At 39.9% G+C, this 17,307-nt stretch carries 13 protein-coding genes; 2 read left to right on the top strand and 11 right to left on the bottom strand.

Features of this window, described 5'->3' with window-relative positions; all coding sequences use genetic code 11:
• Positions 1-161: 161 nt before the first annotated feature.
• The 7 genes from icmF to ACFX4R_RS18680 all read right to left on the bottom strand — a co-directional run bounded on the left by icmF (position 162) and on the right by ACFX4R_RS18680 (position 10,605).
• Positions 162-3,404, bottom strand: a complete 3,243-nt coding sequence (gene icmF / locus ACFX4R_RS18710; RefSeq protein ID WP_280560591.1) for a fused isobutyryl-CoA mutase/GTPase IcmF — start codon at positions 3,402-3,404, stop codon at positions 162-164.
• Positions 3,401-4,045, bottom strand: a complete 645-nt coding sequence (locus ACFX4R_RS18705) for a TetR/AcrR family transcriptional regulator (protein WP_013085484.1) — start codon at positions 4,043-4,045, stop codon at positions 3,401-3,403. Before ACFX4R_RS18705 ends, icmF begins: the two co-directional genes overlap by 4 nt.
• Positions 4,046-4,072: 27 nt before the next feature.
• Positions 4,073-5,206, bottom strand: a complete 1,134-nt coding sequence (locus ACFX4R_RS18700) for an acyl-CoA dehydrogenase (protein WP_013059833.1) — start codon at positions 5,204-5,206, stop codon at positions 4,073-4,075.
• 11 nt (positions 5,207-5,217) lie between these two features.
• A complete protein-coding gene (locus ACFX4R_RS18695; protein ID WP_377570062.1) occupies positions 5,218-6,345 on the bottom strand; it encodes an acyl-CoA dehydrogenase in 1,128 nt (375 codons plus the stop codon).
• A gap of 12 nt (positions 6,346-6,357) precedes the next feature.
• Positions 6,358-7,212, bottom strand: coding sequence for a 3-hydroxybutyryl-CoA dehydrogenase (locus ACFX4R_RS18690; protein WP_162215102.1), 855 nt, complete (start codon positions 7,210-7,212; stop codon positions 6,358-6,360).
• A gap of 15 nt (positions 7,213-7,227) precedes the next feature.
• Positions 7,228-8,391: an acetyl-CoA C-acetyltransferase gene (locus ACFX4R_RS18685; protein ID WP_097824923.1), complete on the bottom strand. Its 1,164-nt coding sequence runs from the start codon at positions 8,389-8,391 to the stop codon at positions 7,228-7,230.
• 102 nt (positions 8,392-8,493) lie between these two features.
• Entirely contained in the window at positions 8,494-10,605 is a 2,112-nt protein-coding gene (locus ACFX4R_RS18680; protein WP_162215103.1) for a (Fe-S)-binding protein, read from the bottom strand.
• Positions 10,606-10,803: 198 nt separating this feature from the next.
• Between ACFX4R_RS18680 and cls the strand changes: the two genes are divergently transcribed.
• The gene (gene cls / locus ACFX4R_RS18675) at positions 10,804-11,997 is read left to right on the top strand and encodes a cardiolipin synthase (protein ID WP_052500286.1); all 1,194 of its coding nucleotides are present in this window, start codon (positions 10,804-10,806) and stop codon (positions 11,995-11,997) included.
• Positions 11,998-12,021: 24 nt separating this feature from the next.
• The gene (gene uvsE / locus ACFX4R_RS18670; RefSeq protein WP_043977511.1) at positions 12,022-12,975 is read left to right on the top strand and encodes a UV DNA damage repair endonuclease UvsE; all 954 of its coding nucleotides are present in this window, start codon (positions 12,022-12,024) and stop codon (positions 12,973-12,975) included.
• Positions 12,976-13,006: 31 nt separating this feature from the next.
• On the opposite strand, the gene argS is transcribed toward uvsE, so the two are convergent.
• The 4 genes from argS to speE all read right to left on the bottom strand — a co-directional run bounded on the left by argS (position 13,007) and on the right by speE (position 17,083).
• Entirely contained in the window at positions 13,007-14,677 is a 1,671-nt protein-coding gene (gene argS, locus ACFX4R_RS18665) for an arginine--tRNA ligase (RefSeq protein WP_014457737.1), read from the bottom strand.
• Positions 14,674-15,114, bottom strand: coding sequence for a YwiB family protein (locus ACFX4R_RS18660; RefSeq protein ID WP_237075084.1), 441 nt, complete (start codon positions 15,112-15,114; stop codon positions 14,674-14,676). The genes argS and ACFX4R_RS18660 overlap by 4 nt, the downstream gene beginning before the upstream one ends.
• Positions 15,115-15,301: 187 nt before the next feature.
• The gene (speB, locus tag ACFX4R_RS18655; RefSeq protein WP_013059842.1) at positions 15,302-16,180 is read right to left on the bottom strand and encodes an agmatinase; all 879 of its coding nucleotides are present in this window, start codon (positions 16,178-16,180) and stop codon (positions 15,302-15,304) included.
• Between the two features lie 75 nt (positions 16,181-16,255).
• The gene (gene speE, locus ACFX4R_RS18650; protein ID WP_013059843.1) at positions 16,256-17,083 is read right to left on the bottom strand and encodes a spermidine synthase; all 828 of its coding nucleotides are present in this window, start codon (positions 17,081-17,083) and stop codon (positions 16,256-16,258) included.
• Between the last annotated feature and the right edge of the window lie 224 nt (positions 17,084-17,307).

Genomic DNA, 17,307 nt, shown 5'->3' with positions numbered 1-17,307 from the left:
CTATAATACATTCTATTTAATACGCCAATAACATCCTTTGATCAAAAGGAATTCACCATCAGTTATTCTGACTCCGCTAGGGTTAGGTCTATAAAAGCCGAGATGACCCACAAACGGTCATCTCGGCTTTTAATATATCACTATATACTAACGATACATTATTACATATTTCGGCGATATTGCCCACCGCATTCATATAAAGCTCGCGTAATTTCCCCTAAGCTAGCTACTTTAACGGTCTCCATTAACTCTTTGAAAATGTTCTCTCCTTCTGTTGCAGCTTTCTTTAACCTTTTCAGCGCATCTTCTCTTTTTTCTTCATGCTGCTGTTGAAACTTCTGAAGCTGATTAATTTGATGATTTTTTTCTTCTTTTGATGCGCGGGCTAACTGCATGTCATCAACTGAGGAATTTTCCTCTTCATTTGGATTAATATACGTATTTACTCCTATAATAGGTAAATCTCCCGTATGTTTTTGCATCTCATATTCCATCGATTCATCTTGAATCTTACCTCGCTGATACTGCATTTCCATCGCACCTAAAACGCCGCCTCGATCATTTAAGCGTTGGAACTCAGCCAATACCGCTTCTTCTACCAAGTCTGTTAGTTCATCAATAATAAAAGAGCCCTGTAGTGGATTTTCATTTTTAGTTAATCCATGCTCTTTTGTAATGATTAATTGAATGGCCATCGCTCTTCGTACAGATTCCTCTGTCGGCGTTGTAATTGCTTCATCATACGCATTGGTATGAAGAGAGTTGCAGTTGTCATGAAGGGCCATTAAGGCTTGCAGCGTCGTACGTATATCATTAAAGTTAATTTCCTGTGCATGAAGCGATCGGCCGGATGTTTGAATATGATACTTAAGCTTTTGACTGCGTTCATTCGCGCCGTATTTATCACGCATCACAATTGCCCAGATTCTTCTCGCTACACGTCCAATAACTGTGTATTCAGGGTCAAGTCCATTACTAAAGAAAAACGATAAATTAGGAGCAAAATCATCAATGTGCATGCCTCGACTCAAGTAATATTCCACGTACGTAAAGCCGTTGGCCAATGTAAAAGCTAGCTGAGAAATCGGGTTAGCCCCTGCTTCAGCTATATGATAGCCTGAAATAGAAACAGAATAATAGTTGCGCACTTTCTCGTCAATAAAGTACTGCTGAATATCTCCCATCATTTTTAATGCAAATTCCGTGGAAAAAATACACGTATTTTGCCCTTGATCTTCTTTTAAAATATCCGCTTGAACGGTTCCTCTCACTTGTTTCAACGTACCCGATTTTACGTCCTCGTATTCCTCTTCTGTTAGAGGACGCTTCAGCTCCTCTTCCTTCTTCTCCACCTGCTGACAGATAGCTGTATTCATAAACATAGCTAGTAATATTGGAGCCGGCCCATTGATCGTCATCGAAACGGAAGTCGACGGATGGCAAAGATCAAATCCCTTATACAAGAGTTTCATATCATCAAGCGTACAGACATTTACGCCGCTTTCGCCAATTTTCCCGAAGATATCCGGCCTTGGATCCGGATTTTCTCCATAAAGCGTTACAGAATCAAACGCTGTACTTAAACGCTTGGCCTCATCATCTTTTGACAAATAGTGAAAGCGGCGATTCGTTCGTTCTGGTGTTCCTTCGCCTGCGAATTGGCGCTTAGGATCTTCTCCTTTTCGTTTAAACGGAAAAACACCTGCTGTATAAGGAAACGCACCTGGCACATTTTCTTTATAAAGAAAACGAAGAACTTCCCCGTATTCTTCGACTTTTGGAAGGGCCACGCGCGGAATACGCAGTCCTGATAGGGTACCAACTTGCAGAGAGGTTTTAATTTCTTTATTTCTTATCTTTGTAATAAGTTCTTCTTGCCCGTACTGACTTTTTAATTTCGGCCAATTTTCCAGCTTTTCAATTGATTCAGCCGTTAGCTGTTTTTGATATTTCTCCTTTAGCTGAGTGAGCTCTTGCTTAGCTGTTTCTGTTTCCACTTCTTCCAGAGCACCCTCTAGCTGATAAAATTTACGCGCTGTTTGCACTTGAACATCCGTATTGCGGTGATAAGAGCGAACGCTGTTTACAATCTCCTGTAAATATTGCTGTTGATCATTAGGAATGATGGTATATTTCTTTTCACTTACGCGCTCTGATGATTTTTCTACGTGCCAAGACGTACGGCATGTTTGATGCAGATGATTTACAAGATCTTCAAATAAAATATTTGTTCCCCCGTCGTTGAACTGACTCGCAATTGTTCCGTAAATTGGCATGGTAGAAAGATTATTTTCAAACAGCTGATGATTACGCTGATATTGACGCTGCACTTGTTTTTTTGCGTCTTCGGAACCTTTTTTTTCAAATTTATTGATTACAATAAAGTCTGCGTAATCAATCATTTCAATCTTTTCTAACTGCGACGGCGCGCCAAATTCGCTTGTCATTACATAAAGAGAGACGTTTGCAATATCTTTGACTTGAGCATCAGCTTGCCCGATGCCGCTTGTTTCGACAATGATAATGTCGAAACCCGCTTTTTTCACGACGGCAATTCCATCTCGAATGGCCGCCGATAGCTCATGTCCAGATGAGCGCGTGGCCAAACTTCTCATATACACACGAGGAGACGCTGCGATGTTCATGCGAATTCGATCCCCAAGAAGCGCTCCTCCGGTTTTTTGTTTAGTTGGATCGACGGATAAAACAGCTACATGAATATCTGGAATATGTTCAATAAACCTTCTTACTAATTCATCCGTAAGCGAACTTTTCCCCGCTCCTCCGGTTCCTGTGATTCCAATAACCGGTATTTTTTGATCCGTCTCGCTTTCAATTACACTTTCTCGGATTTCTTCAAGAGCGGCTGCGTGCTCTTTTGTGTATTCATAGGCTTCATTTTCAGCGCATGTAATAAGCTGGGCAATTAAACGGTCATTAGCCGGCGTTAAGGTTCGATCCTTCGGCAGTGCAGGGGGATTTGTGTAATAACAATCATCGATCATGAATTGAATCATGCCTTCTAACCCCATTTTTCGTCCATCTTCCGGAGAAAAGATTTTAGAAATGCCGTAATCATGAAGCTCTTGAATCTCACTCGGAATAATGACCCCTCCTCCTCCGCCATAAATTTTAATATGAGAAGCCTGTTGTTCTTGGAGTAAATCATACATATACTTAAAATATTCTACGTGGCCGCCTTGATAAGAAGAAATGGCAATCCCCTGAACATCCTCTTGTATGGAAGCGTTAACAATTTCTTCAACAGATCGGTTATGCCCCAGGTGAATGACTTCTACCCCCTTGGCTTGAAGAATTCGTCTCATAATATTAATGGACGCGTCGTGGCCGTCAAACAGGCTAGAAGCGGTTAAAAAACGAAGCGGTCTTTTGCTTGTATTCAAACTGTCTCCCCCTCACACAGTTGTTGAAATGAAAAATTTTTAAGTAAAAAATCTAACTGCATATTTGTATATTCTTCTAATGAATAATGCTTTTGTAGCCACCATCTGCGAAATGCCCACATCTGACCTTGAACAAATAAATGATGAGCAAACAGCGAAATTTCTTTATCCGTAAGTGCAAATTGATTGTTTTCTACGCAGCCTTCGATAATAACCTTAAACATTTCAACCATATCCAGCTCTTTTTTTAATACATATGGAAGCGCATCTTTAGACAGCGATTTCGCTTCTTGGTACATGACTAATACTTCATCTTGAAGCTCATCCACAACTTTAAAATAGTGCTGAATCGCTTGTTGAAGCTCAGAGATTGTATAACGATCCACTACCATCTCTTCTAATCGCTCTCTCACTTCATCATAAATATTGTCACATACAAGATATAAAACATCTTCTTTAGACTGAATATATTCGTAAAGCGTACCAATGCTAAACCCAGCGGCTTTGGCAATCTCCCTTGTTGTTGTTCGGTGAAAACCTTTTTCCTTAAATAGCGTGACGGCCCCTTTAATCATTTGATTACGACGCTCTACAATCAGCTTTTCATCTTTAATGGATGTGAGAACTTCTCTCTTTTTCATTTTTTCACCTCTCCTACAACAAGTTTTTTATTTAGCAAGATACCTAGAAATGACGAGACGCTGAATCTCTTGTGTGCCTTCATAAATTTGCGTGATTTTTGCATCTCTCATAAAACGTTCTACTGGATAATCTTTTGTATAACCGTATCCTCCAAATACTTGAACAGCTTCTGTCGTTACTTTCATTGCTGTATCCCCAGCATATAATTTTGACATGGCTGATTCTTTGCCATATGGCAGCCCTTGGGACTCCAACCAAGCAGCTTGATAGGTTAACAGTCTTGCAGCTTCTATACTCGTGGCCATGTCGGCTAACTTAAACGCAATTCCTTGCTGAGAAATAATTGGCTTACCAAATTGCTGACGTTCCTTGGCATAAGCTACGGCCGCATCTAACGCCCCTTGAGCAATTCCTACAGCCTGCGCTGCAATGCCATTTCGGCCGCCATCTAGTGTCATCATCGCAACTTTAAATCCTTCTCCTTCATTTCCCAGCAAATTTTCTTTTGGAACACGGCAGTCTTCGAAAATAATTTCTGTGGTAGGTGAAGAGCGAATGCCCAGTTTCTTTTCTTTTTTACCAACTGAAAATCCCGGCATATCTTTTTCAATAATAAAAGCGCTCGTGCGTTTTTCATTGGGATCGATGCGAGCAAATACGACGTAAATATCCGCTTCGCCGCCGTTTGTAATAAAGATTTTAGAACCATTTAAAATATAATCTTCTCCGTCTTTTACAGCGAGCGTTCTCATTCCTCCTGCGTCTGATCCAGCACTCGGTTCGGTTAACCCATAAGCACCTATTTTCTCACCCGTTGCCATAGGTTTCAGGTATTTTTGTTTTTGTTCTTCTGTTCCGAATGTATAGATTGGCCAGCCGGCAAGAGAAGTATGAGCCGACAAAGTAACGCCTGTTGATGCACATACTCTAGACAGTTCTTCAACAGCAATGCAATAAGCTAGATAGTCACTGCCAATTCCTCCGTATTGCTCCGGCCATGGAATACCTGTTAATCCTAGATCAGCCATTTGCGTAAAGATTCCTCTGTCAAAACGTTCTTCTTCATCTCGTTGTGCAGCTGTCGGAGCCACTTCGTTTTTGGCAAAGTCCCGCACCATTTTTCGAATCATTTCGTGTTCTTCTGAAAGTTTAAAAAACATGATTATTCCCCCTATAATTGATTGCTAATGACGATGCGCTGAATTTCGCTTGTACCTTCGTAGATTTCGCATACTTTGGCATCGCGAAAATACCTCTCTACTGGATAATCTTTCATATAACCATAGCCTCCCAAAACTTGAATCGCATCGATTGCTACATTCATCGCTGTTTGGGAAGCAAACAATTTCGCCATTGAGGCTTCTTTTTTACAAGGAAGTTTTTGATCATATAAAAAAGCCGCTCTATACATTAAAAGCTTCGCTGATTCAACAGCCGTTTCCATATCAGCCAGCTTAAATGCAATACCCTGCTGAGATAAAATCGGTTTTCCGAATTGATATCGTTCATTTGCATAGTTTTTAGCTGCCGTTAACGCACCTTCAGCAATTCCTACCGCCTGAGCAGCAATACCAATTCTTCCGGCATTTAAATTAGCCATCGCAATTCGAAAGCCTTCACCTTCTTCTCCGAGACGATTTTCTACAGGCACCTGCACATTTTCAAAGTGCAGTTGAACCGTTCGAGAACCGTGAAGACCCATCTTATGTTCATCTTTTCCTACTGAAAATCCTTCCATCGTCTTTTCAACGATAAAAGCGCTCATCCCTCTCGACCCGCGTTCGGGGTTCGTTTTAGCAAATACAATATACGTATCCGCCTCGCCGCCGTTTGTAATGAAAAGCTTTGAGCCATTTAAAAGATAGTGGTCTCCTTTTCGTTCTGCCTTTGTTTTTAAGCTTGCAGCATCAGACCCTGCACTAGGTTCTGTTAAACAAAAAGCACCTAAATATTCACCTGTCGCCAGTTTTTTTACATATTTTTGTTTTTGATCTTCCGTCCCAAATACGACAATAGGATTTGTACCTACAGAAGTATGAACAGAGAGAATGACGCCGAGGGCTGGACTTATTTTTGATATTTCGTGGATGGCAATCATGTACGACACAAAGTCCAGTCCGCCCCCTCCGTATACTTGAGGAACGGGAATGCCCATCAGGCCCAGATCAGCCATCTGCTTTAATAAACCTCGAGGAAATTCACCCTTTTCCATGTTTGGCACAGCCGCAGCGACTTCTTTTTCACTAAAATCAGCTACCATCTTTTTAATCATGTGTTGTTCAGACGTAAAAAAGATCATTTCGCCACTCCTTTATGTTTCGTACGTAAAAAATCCTTTTCCTGTTTTTCGACCAAGCCACCCTGCCTTTACATATTTCCTAAGCAATGGACAAGGACGATATTTGTCGTCACCAAATCCTTTATGAAGCGTTTCCATAATAAACAAACATGTATCGAGGCCGATGAAATCTGCTAATGTCAAAGGTCCCATTGGATGGTTCATTCCTAGTTTCATCACTTGATCAATATCCTCTTCGTTTGCTACCCCTTCATAGAGCGTAAACACAGCTTCGTTAATCATTGGCATTAAAATTCGATTTGAAACAAATCCTGGAAAATCATGAACTTCCACCGGGGTTTTATTTAATTTTTTCGTTGTTTCATAGACTGCTTGATACACTTCATCGGTAGTAGCCAGCCCTCTAATAATTTCAACGAGTTTCATCACCGGAACAGGATTCATAAAGTGCATGCCAATTACTTTTTCAGGTCGAGTGGTCACAGCTGCAATTTCAGTAATAGGAAGCGAAGACGTGTTGGTTGCTAAAACGGTATGATTGGGGGCTAACGAATCCAACTCCGCAAAAATAGCTTGCTTGACTTCCATCTTTTCCACAACCGCTTCGACAATTAAATCTGCTTTTTGTGCTGCTGTTATTTCGTTTGCCGGGTGAAGGCGCTCCATAATTTCTTCATATTCCTTAGCTGAAAGAGAACCTTTTCCCACCTGCTTTTTCAGACGTTTATCAATACCTTCTATTCCTTTTTGTGTATTTTTTTGATCAACGTCATACAAAGAAACTTGATATCCGCTCGCAGCAAATACTTGTGCAATTCCTGCTCCCATCTGTCCTGCTCCAATAACCATAACTGTTTCAATATTCAAGTTGGTATCCCCCTTTTACACTTCTACCATGATGGCATCACCTTGGCCGCCGCCGCTGCAAATAGAAGCAATGCCTAGTCCGCCGCCTCGTCGTCTTAATTCATGAATGAGCGTTACAACAATACGGGCGCCGCTTGCTCCAATCGGATGTCCAAGTGCTACAGCCCCGCCGTTCACATTTACTTTTTCAGCCGGAAGCCCTGCAATTTCCATACTCATCAACGCTACCGCTGAAAAAGCTTCATTGATTTCAAACAGCGCAATATCGTCTACTGTTTTATTTGTTTTTTGCAATAGCTTGTTAATAGCAAACCCAGGCGTTTTCGGAAATTCCCTTGGCTCCATCGCAAGAGAAGTATGGTTTACAATCGTAGCCAACGGCTCATAGCCATTTGCTTTTGCCACATCTTCATCCATTAGCATGAGCGCAGCTGCTCCGTCATTCACGCTAGGTGCATTTCCTGCTGTAATGGTTCCGCTGTGACCAAATACAGGCCGAAGAGACGAGAGTTTTTCTAACGACGTATCTTTTCTTGGTCCTTCATCTTTTTGAACCGTTATCGTGCCTTTTTTAGACGGAATATCAACTGAAATTCTTTCTGCAGTCCATCTCCCTTTCTCTTCTGACTCTACCGCCAATTGATGACTGCGAAGGGCCCATTCATCCTGCTTTTCTCGGGAAATATTCATTTCAGAAGCGATTTCATTTCCATACGTACCCATTTGAACCCCTGTAAAGCTGCATGTCAAACCGTCATGAACCATCAAATCCGTCACAACGCTATCTCCCATACGGAACCCCCACCTTGCTTTTGGAAGAAGATACGGCGCGTTACTCATCGATTCCATTCCACCTGCAATGATTGTTTTTGCTTCTCCTAATCGAATCAGCTGATCAGCAGTTGTAATGCTACGCATGCCCGATGCACAAACTTTATTAATGGTTTCTGTCTCTACTTGCCACGGTAAACCTGCATAGTGCATGGCTTGCCTAGAAGGCAGCTGTCCTTGGCCCCCCTGCAGCACGCACCCCATAATAACGGAATCAATTTCTGTACGTCCCTTTGAAGCTGCTTGAATCGCTTTCCCGCCTAGTTCTGCCGCTTTTAGTCCACTTACAATGCCACCTAATTTTCCAAAAGGTGTTCGAACTGCACTCACAATAACTGTTTTCCCCACTATTGTTTCCTCCTTTTTCTTCCTCTTTGTCCTCGCCGATTGAACGCTTGCTCAATTTCCTTTCTGTAAAAAGTAGAGATGAAGACCATCTCTACTTCTCCTTTATGAAACCTGTTCTTGCACGTCGCCATAAATTGACTTTTCAAGCAGTTCTGCTACGTCATACGTATGAACCTTTTCTTCTACTTCTTTTGCTTTTGTTCCGTCACTTAGCATCGTTAAGCAGTATGGGCAACCTGAACTGATAATGCTTGGGTTAACGGCCAAGGCTTGTTCCGTGCGTGCTACATTAATGCGCTGGCCGGTCGTTTCTTCCGTCCACATTAATCCTCCTCCTGCTCCACAGCACATACCATTTTCACGGTTGCGATCCATTTCAATCAAACGAACACCTGGAATCGCTTTCAAAATTTCTCTTGGTGGACTGTATACTTCGTTATATCTTCCTAAATAACAGGAATCATGAAAGGTAATTTTTTCATTAACCGCATGTTTTGGTGACAGCTTACCTTCTTTCACCAACATAGCTAATAATTCTGTGTGATGATACACTTCTCCTTCAAAACCGAAATCTGGATATTCATTTTTGAAGATATTGTAAGCATGTGGATCAATCGTAACAATTTTTTTGATTTCATTTTTTTCAAATTCAGCGATGTTTTTAGAAGCTAACTCTTGGAATAAAAATTCATTACCCAACCTGCGCGGCGTATCACCAGAATTTTTTTCTTTATTTCCTAAAATCGCAAATGAAACACCCGCTTCATTGAGAAGCTTTGCAAACGATAGAGCGATTTTTTGGCTGCGGTTATCATAAGATCCCATCGAACCTACCCAGAACAAATACTCAAACGTTTCACCGGCTTTACTTACTTCTTTAACAGTCTGAATGTGAACATCTTCTCTTACATGTCGCCATTCTTCACGCTCTTTTCGGTTTAATCCCCAAGGGTTTCCCTGACGTTCAATATTCGTCATGGCACGCTGAGCATCCGCGTCCATCTTTCCTTCAGTTAATACTAAAAAACGTCGTAAATCTATGATTTTATCTACATGTTCGTTCATTACGGGACATTGATCTTCACAGTTTCGGCACGTTGTACATGCCCAAATTTCTTCTTCCGTAATGACATCTCCGATTAAAGCGGGATTATATTCCGCTGTTGCTGCAGCCTCTGCTCCCCCTTGGCCGGCCGCCATCATCGCCAGCTGATTTCCTTTTGTTTTGGAGAATGCATACGTAGGAACCCAAGGTGCCTTAGATGTCACAACCGCTCCTTTTTCTGTTAAGTGATCGCGCATCTTTAAAATTAAATCCATTGGAGATAAAATTTTCCCTGTACCCGTTGCCGGACACATATTTGTACATCGACCGCATTCCACACAGGCATATAAATCAATAAGCTGATGCTGCGTGAATTCTTCAATCTTTCCAACCCCAAACGTCTCCTGGGTCTCGTCTTCAAAATCAATCTTTTCAAGCTTACCTGGCTTAGAAACACGGTTAAAAAATACATTAGCCGGTCCAGCCAGTAAATGAGCATGTTTTGATTGAGGAACATATACTAAAAACGTCAATAATACGGCTAAGTGGATCCACCATGAAACATAAAAAATGGAGATAGCGGCAATATCATTGATTCCCTTAAACAAGATCGCAATCGATGACGCAATCGGTTCTGTCCATGACGGTTCATGATTATGCCAGATGATTGACATACCGTTTCCGACAAGCACTGACAGCATAAGTGCTCCAATAAAAATCAGTACTAAACCAGATTTAAACCCTCTTTTTAAACGCACAAGCTTTTCTACGTAGCGACGGTGAAAAGCCCAGACAACTGCTACTAAAATCAAAAACGTCACCATTTCTTGAAAAAATGTAAAACCGGGATATAAAGGTCCAAGCGGCAAATGTTTACCTGGAAGCAAACCTTTTATAATGAAGTCTAACGCGCCGAACTGAACTAAAATAAACCCATAAAAAAACATGACGTGCATAATTCCACTTTTTTTATCTTTTAACAGCTTCTTTTGTCCAAACACGTTCACCCAAATTTTTTGCAGTCTTTCTTTTAACCGCTGATCAAATTCAACTTTTTTCCCTAATTGAATATACTCAATGCGTGTGCGAATTAAATATACAAACAAAGAAACAGCGTAAGCGGTTACAATAATAAAAAAGAGAAAATTCACCCACAGCAACCCTGTCATCTCGTCCCCTCCTTGAATAGTTTGTTACCTTTCTTTCCTCCTGACGACTAAATTTTCTGATAATATATCTGTTTTCATTGTATATAATGAATGAGCATTCAGTCAATATCTTTTCGTTCTTTTGTTCATATTCTATTTAAACAAGGTGACACTAAGAACAACATAAAATGTATTTACATCGGGAAAAGAGGTGACATGATGAGCGGCATGGTTGTAATTTTACTTTTTATTATTTTTATTGCTTGGCTTGCAATTGACCTTGGCGTTGGAAAGAAAGTATTTTCTCAGGCTGAAAATACTTTTCCAAAGCGCCGTGCTTCTCTTTTTTTGTTCGCAGACGGGAATGTCTTGTATAAAGATTTATTTCAAGAAATAGAAAATGCCTCTTCGTTTATCCATTTATCGTTTTACATCGTACAAAATGATGAAATTAGTCAAGATTTTTTAGATTTACTAGTCCAAAAAGCACAGCAAAATATTGAAGTCCGGTTATTGGTAGACCGTGTGGGAAGCTATAAAATCAAGAAAAACAAAATTGCATTCTTAAAGAAACAAGGTGTTCATTTTGCTTACAGTCGAACGCTACGGTGGCCTTATTTGTTTTATACACTCAACGCACGCAATCACCGTAAAATGGCCGTTATTGATGGGAAAGTTGGCTACATTGGCGGCTTTAATATCGGAAGAGAATATTTAGGACTCGACGCCAAGCTTGGGGTGTGGAAAGATTACCACCTGCGTATGGAAGGTGAAGGTATCCAAGATCTTCAAATGCAGCTGTTAAACGACTGGTATGCTGCTACCGGCATAGACCTGCGTAAAGTGGAAAGATACTTTCCACCAACCTCTGAAGGAGACTATGTTATTCAGCTACAGTCAACTGAAGGTTTTTCACTTGAAGAAAGCTTTTTATCGATTATCAACCAAGCCAATAGGGAATTGTACATAGGTACTCCTTATTTTATTCCAAGTGAACCTTTGATGAATGCTTTACTGCAAGCTCGTGCACGGGGAGTACAAGTTCATATTTTGATTCCAATGCGTGCAGATCAACCGCTTGTTCATCATGCTGCATTTGCCTATCTTCCTACATTACTTCAAGCAGGCTGTATGATTTATCAATATTATTACGGTTTTTACCACGCAAAAGTATTAATTGCAGACAATGTTATCTGCGATGTAGGAACGGCTAATTTTGATAAAAGAAGCTTGTTCTTAAACGCTGAAATCAACTGTTTAATCTACGATGCCATATACATTGAAGAGGTAAAGAACAGCTTTAAAGCTTGTATGGGGGAATGCCCCATTTTGTCTTTAGAAGATGTCAAAAACCGAAAATGGAGTGAAAAACTAAAGCAAGGATTTGCAACCTTTATTTCTCCGTTGCTTTAATGAACGAAAAGAGGAAAATTTATAATGAAAATTAGATTTGGCTATGTATCACATGCCCTGTCGCTTTGGGACTGCTCACCTGCGAAAACCCTCACGTTTACCAGATGGGAAAAAATGAAAAAAGATGAGAGGCTGGATAAGCTTCATTACGTCACAAAACAAAATTTAAATCATACTAAGCGCGCTTTACATTTTAATATTGCCCATGAAATTATGCTGTATCGATTATCATCTTCTCTTGTCCCTTTAGCTACTCATCCTGAAGTAGATTGGAATTACATTGATGCGTTCCAAGACGATTGGTCAGAGATAGGAGAATTGATTCGGAATCATCAGCTGCGCGTGAGTTTTCACCCCAATCAGTTCACATTATTTACAAGCGACAAAAAACATATTACAGAAAATGCGGTAAAAGATATGAATTATCACTATAGAATGCTTGAAGCGATGGGAGTGGCCGATCAAGCTCTTATTAATATTCACGTAGGTGGAGCCTATGGCAATAAAGAAAAAGCGATCGGTCGATTTCATGAAAACATTCAAACGCTGCCACCTGTCATTAAAAAGCGCATGACTCTTGAAAATGATGATAAAACATACACAACTGAAGAAACATTAGCTGTATGCGAAAAAGAGAAAGTCCCTCTCCTCTTTGATTATCACCACCACAAAGCAAATGAAGGAGAAGAACCTCTCGCATTATTGCTCCCTCGTATCTTTGACACGTGGAAACATATCGGGTTAAAACCAAAAGTACATATCTCTTCTCCTAAATCTGAAAAAGAATTTAGAAGTCACTCTGATTATGTCTCAACTGATTTTATCGCACCTTTTTTGCAAATGGCTAAAGATATTGGACAAGATTTTGACGTAATGATAGAAGCAAAGTTAAAAGATAAAGCGCTGCTAAAATTAGTGGAAGATTTAGCATCAATGAGAGGAGTAAAGCGTACAGGAGGTGCCACGCTTGTTTTTTAAATAAAAAAGAGCCAAGAGGCTCTTTTTTTTGTTACATTTTTTCAGGTGCTGAAACACCAATTAGTTTTAAGGAGTTTTGAAGCGTTACTTGAACAGCTTTCACTAGTTCAATACGCGCTTTACTTGTTTCTACATTATCGCTGTCTAATACTTTTTCTGCATTATAGAAGCTATGGAACGTAGAAGCAAGATCAAATACATAGTTTGTAATGCGGTGCGGAATACGTTTTGTTGCTGCTTCCGCTACGGCCTGAGGGAACTCTCCGATTTTCTTCAGTAGTTCCATTTCTTTTTCTGCACTAATTAATGAAAGGTCAGCGCCAGATGTTGATTGAATCCCCATCTCTTCACCTTGACGAAGAATACTGCAAATACGGGCATGAGCATATTGCGCGTAGTATACAGGATTTTCATTAGATTGAGAAACAGCTAAATCTAAATCAAAGTCTAAATGTGTATCCGCACTTCTCATCGCAAAGAAGTAGCGAGTTGCATCAAGGCCTACCTCTTCTACTAGATCACGCATTGTTACTGCTTTACCTGTACGTTTGCTCATCTTCATTTTTTCGCCATTTTGATACAGTTGAACCATTTGAATGATTTCTACTTCAAGCGTATCTTTTTCATAACCAAGCGCTTGAATCGCCGCTTTCATACGAGGAATATATCCATGGTGGTCGGCTCCCCAAATGTTAATTAGCTTATCAAATCCACGTTGAATTTTGTCTTGGTGATACGCAATATCTGGTGTTAAGTACGTAAATGAACCATCATTTTTAATTAACACACGGTCTTTATCATCACCAAATGTCGTAGAACGGAACCACGTAGCACCTTCTTCTTCATATACATGGCCTTGTTTTTTCAGCGTTTCAAGTGCAACTGAGATTTTATCATTTTTATAAAGAGACGTTTCAGAATACCATACGTCAAATTTCACACGGAACTGTTCAAGATCACGCTTTAATTTAGCTAACTCGTAATCTAACCCGTATTGACGGAAGAATTCAAAACGCTCTTCTTCAGAGGCATTTACATACTTGTCTCCGTGCTCTTTTGCTAGCTCTTTTCCGATGTTTATAATGTCAGCACCATGATAGCCGTCTGCAGGCATTTCTTTCTCTAAACCAAGAGCCTGCATGTAGCGTGCTTCTACTGAATAAGCCAGGTTATTAATTTGGTTACCAGCATCATTGATATAGTATTCACGTGACACATCGTAACCTGCTTTTTCAAGAACATTACATAATGAGTCTCCAACTGCTGCACCTCGGGCATGTCCTAAATGTAAATCCCCTGTCGGATTAGCTGAAACAAACTCAACCTGTACTTTTTGTCCGTTCCCTACGTTTGTTTGACCATACGCTTCACCAGCTTTTACAATCGTTGGAATAAGCTCTGTTAAATAAGAGTTATTCATATAAAAGTTGATGAATCCAGGGCCTGCAATGTCAATTTTCTCGATAGATGCTTTTGATTTATCGAAGTTTGCTACAAGCTCTTCAGCGATAACACGCGGTGCTTTTTTGGCAATACGAGCTAGCTGCATAGCCATATTGGTAGAATAATCACCATGTGTTTTATCTTTTGGGGTTTCTAATAGAACTTCTGGAAGTTCTGCTTTTTCAGCAAGTCCTGCTTTGACCACAGCATCTTGAATTTCAGCTTTTAATTTTTGCTGCACTTGTTCGACGATGTTCATTTTTTCTCCTCCTTGAATGTAATGGTTAACGCATATTTCCCGGTAGGCTGACCCTGTACTTCTAGATCATACGTTAAAAATAATCGACCCTTTTGAGTCATTTGTTTATATTCAATGTTATGAGCGAATGTTAGTAAATCCATACGTCCATAAGGGCTTATATAAGTTCCTTCGATCTGTACCTTTTTACGAAACGATTGCTTCATTTGAACAGCACCGGTTCGATTAATTGATACTTCATCTTCGCTAATTTTCACCATTGTTCTAATATCTCCGATTTCCTCTTGGCGCTCTGTGTATGTAAGATAAATTTTAGATCCTTTTTCATAATACATACCTTTTGTATTTACCGATGTTGTCTCTTTTCGGTGACCATCGCGGATATCCGTCACAATTTTAACTTCAATGGGTTTCTTGACTTCTGAAGCGTTACTCACAAAAGACACTTCCTTATTAAAATGAATACGTTATAACTTAAATAGTATAAACATTCTAAAGAAAGAATTCAATAATACTTCAAAGGAAATATGATAGATACGCCGAGAATTCACCTTTTTACAGTACGTGACGCATTCACATATTCCAAATAAAAAAGGCAGCCACAGCGGCCGCCTTTTACTTTATTTATTTCTTTTGTACCCAGCCTAAGATCATTTCGCGAATAAGCTTGCTTGCTGTATTAGCGGTTTGTTCAGACGGATCATAAATTGGAGCTACTTCTACTAAATCTCCTCCGACAATGCGAAGATCTGATTTAGCAATTGCGTGAATAGAAGCTAAAAGCTCTTTTGATGTGATACCGCCTGCATCTACTGTTCCTGTACCAGGAGCGTGCGCTGGATCTAATACATCGATATCAATTGTTACATAAACAGGACGACCTGCAAGTGTTGGTAGAATCTCTTTTAACGGCTCTAGAACTTCAAATTTTGAAATGTGCATGCCGTTTTCTTTTGCCCATTGAAATTCTTCTTTCATTCCTGAACGAATACCAAATGAATAAACATTCTCCGGTCCGATTAGTTCTGCAACTTTACGAATCGGAGTGGAATGAGAAAGTGGTTCTCCTTCATACTCTTCACGAAGGTCTGTATGAGCATCCATATGGATAATGGCCAAATCCGGGTATTTTTTATACATAGCTTTCATAACAGGCCAAGAAACCAAATGCTCTCCGCCCATACCTAATGGGAACTTGTCTGCTGCTAAAAGCTGGTCGATATACTCTTCAATCATATTTAAGCTGCGCTGAGGATTCCCAAATGGAAGTGGAATATCTCCTGCATCAAAATATTTTACTTCCTCTAACTCTCGATCTAAATACGGGCTGTATTCTTCTAATCCAATTGATACTTCACGAATACGAGTTGGGCCAAATCGTGAACCTGGACGATAGCTAACTGTCCAGTCCATTGGCATTCCATAAAGAACCGCTTCACTTTCTTCAAAAACAGGGTGACTGCCGATAAATACATTACCTGAATAAGCTTCATCAAAACGCATATTTTGTTCCTCCTTCATTATTCATAGAAAAGATGCCAGTCTTAAATCTCTGGCACCTCACTTGTATGTGATAACTTATTTAATAAGATCTTGCACAAATTTAGGTAAAGCAAATGCGGCTTTGTGCAATTCTTTTGTGTAATACTTTGTATCAATATCGAAGAAACGATCTTCACTTACTTCTAATGGATCATGTTTCTTTGAACCCATTGTAAATGTCCATAAACCGCTTGGGTACGTCGGAATATTTGCTACGTATAGACGTGTAATCGGGAAGATTTCTCTTACGTCACGCTGAACATTTGAGATAAGTTCTGGCGTAAACCAAGGGTTGTCCGATTGAGCAACAAAGATACCATCTTCTTTAAGTGCTTTTGAGATACCTGCATAGAATCCTTTTGTAAATAAATTCACAGCTGGACCTACTGGCTCTGTTGAATCCACTAAAATGACATCGTATTCGTTCTCGCTTTTAGCGATGTGCATAAATCCGTCATCTACTTGTACATCAACACGAGGATCTTCTAGTTTGCCCGCAATTGAAGGTAAGAATTTTTTTGAGTACTCAATAACTTTTCCATCGATATCAACTAACGTCGCTTTTTTTACGCTTGGGTGTTTTAAGATTTCACGGATTACGCCTCCGTCTCCTCCACCTACAACTAGTACGTTTTCTGGATTTGGATGCGTAAATAACGGTACATGCGCAACCATTTCATGATAAACGAACTCATCTTTTTCCGTTGTCATAACCATACCGTCAAGTAGGAGCATGTTACCAAACTCTTCTGTTTCAACCATGTCTAATTTTTGAAACTCCGTTTGCTCTGTATGTAAAGTACGATTAATTTTAGCTGTAATACCAAAGTTCTTTGTTTGCTTTTCTGTGAACCATAATTCCATTTCAAACTCTTCCCTTCTATTTTGAGAATTAACCTATGCATAGATTACCCTAACATAATTTATACAAACATGAAAAAAGTATAGATGAATTCAGCAAAAAAGCAAGTAAAATTTTTAGCAATGGAGGTTTAAAACCTCCTTTTCTATTTCATACTGATGATAGATACAAGCTTTAGAATCTACTTGCACCGCTCTTTTAATAGAATTTTGTTGTATTGAAAACA

It is taken from the genome of Priestia sp. YIM B13490 (assembly GCF_042787735.1).
Lineage (GTDB): Bacteria > Bacillota > Bacilli > Bacillales > Bacillaceae_H > Priestia > Priestia megaterium.
Note: the sequence above shows the minus strand (reverse complement) of the source record. Positions and strands in the feature narration are given on the sequence as shown.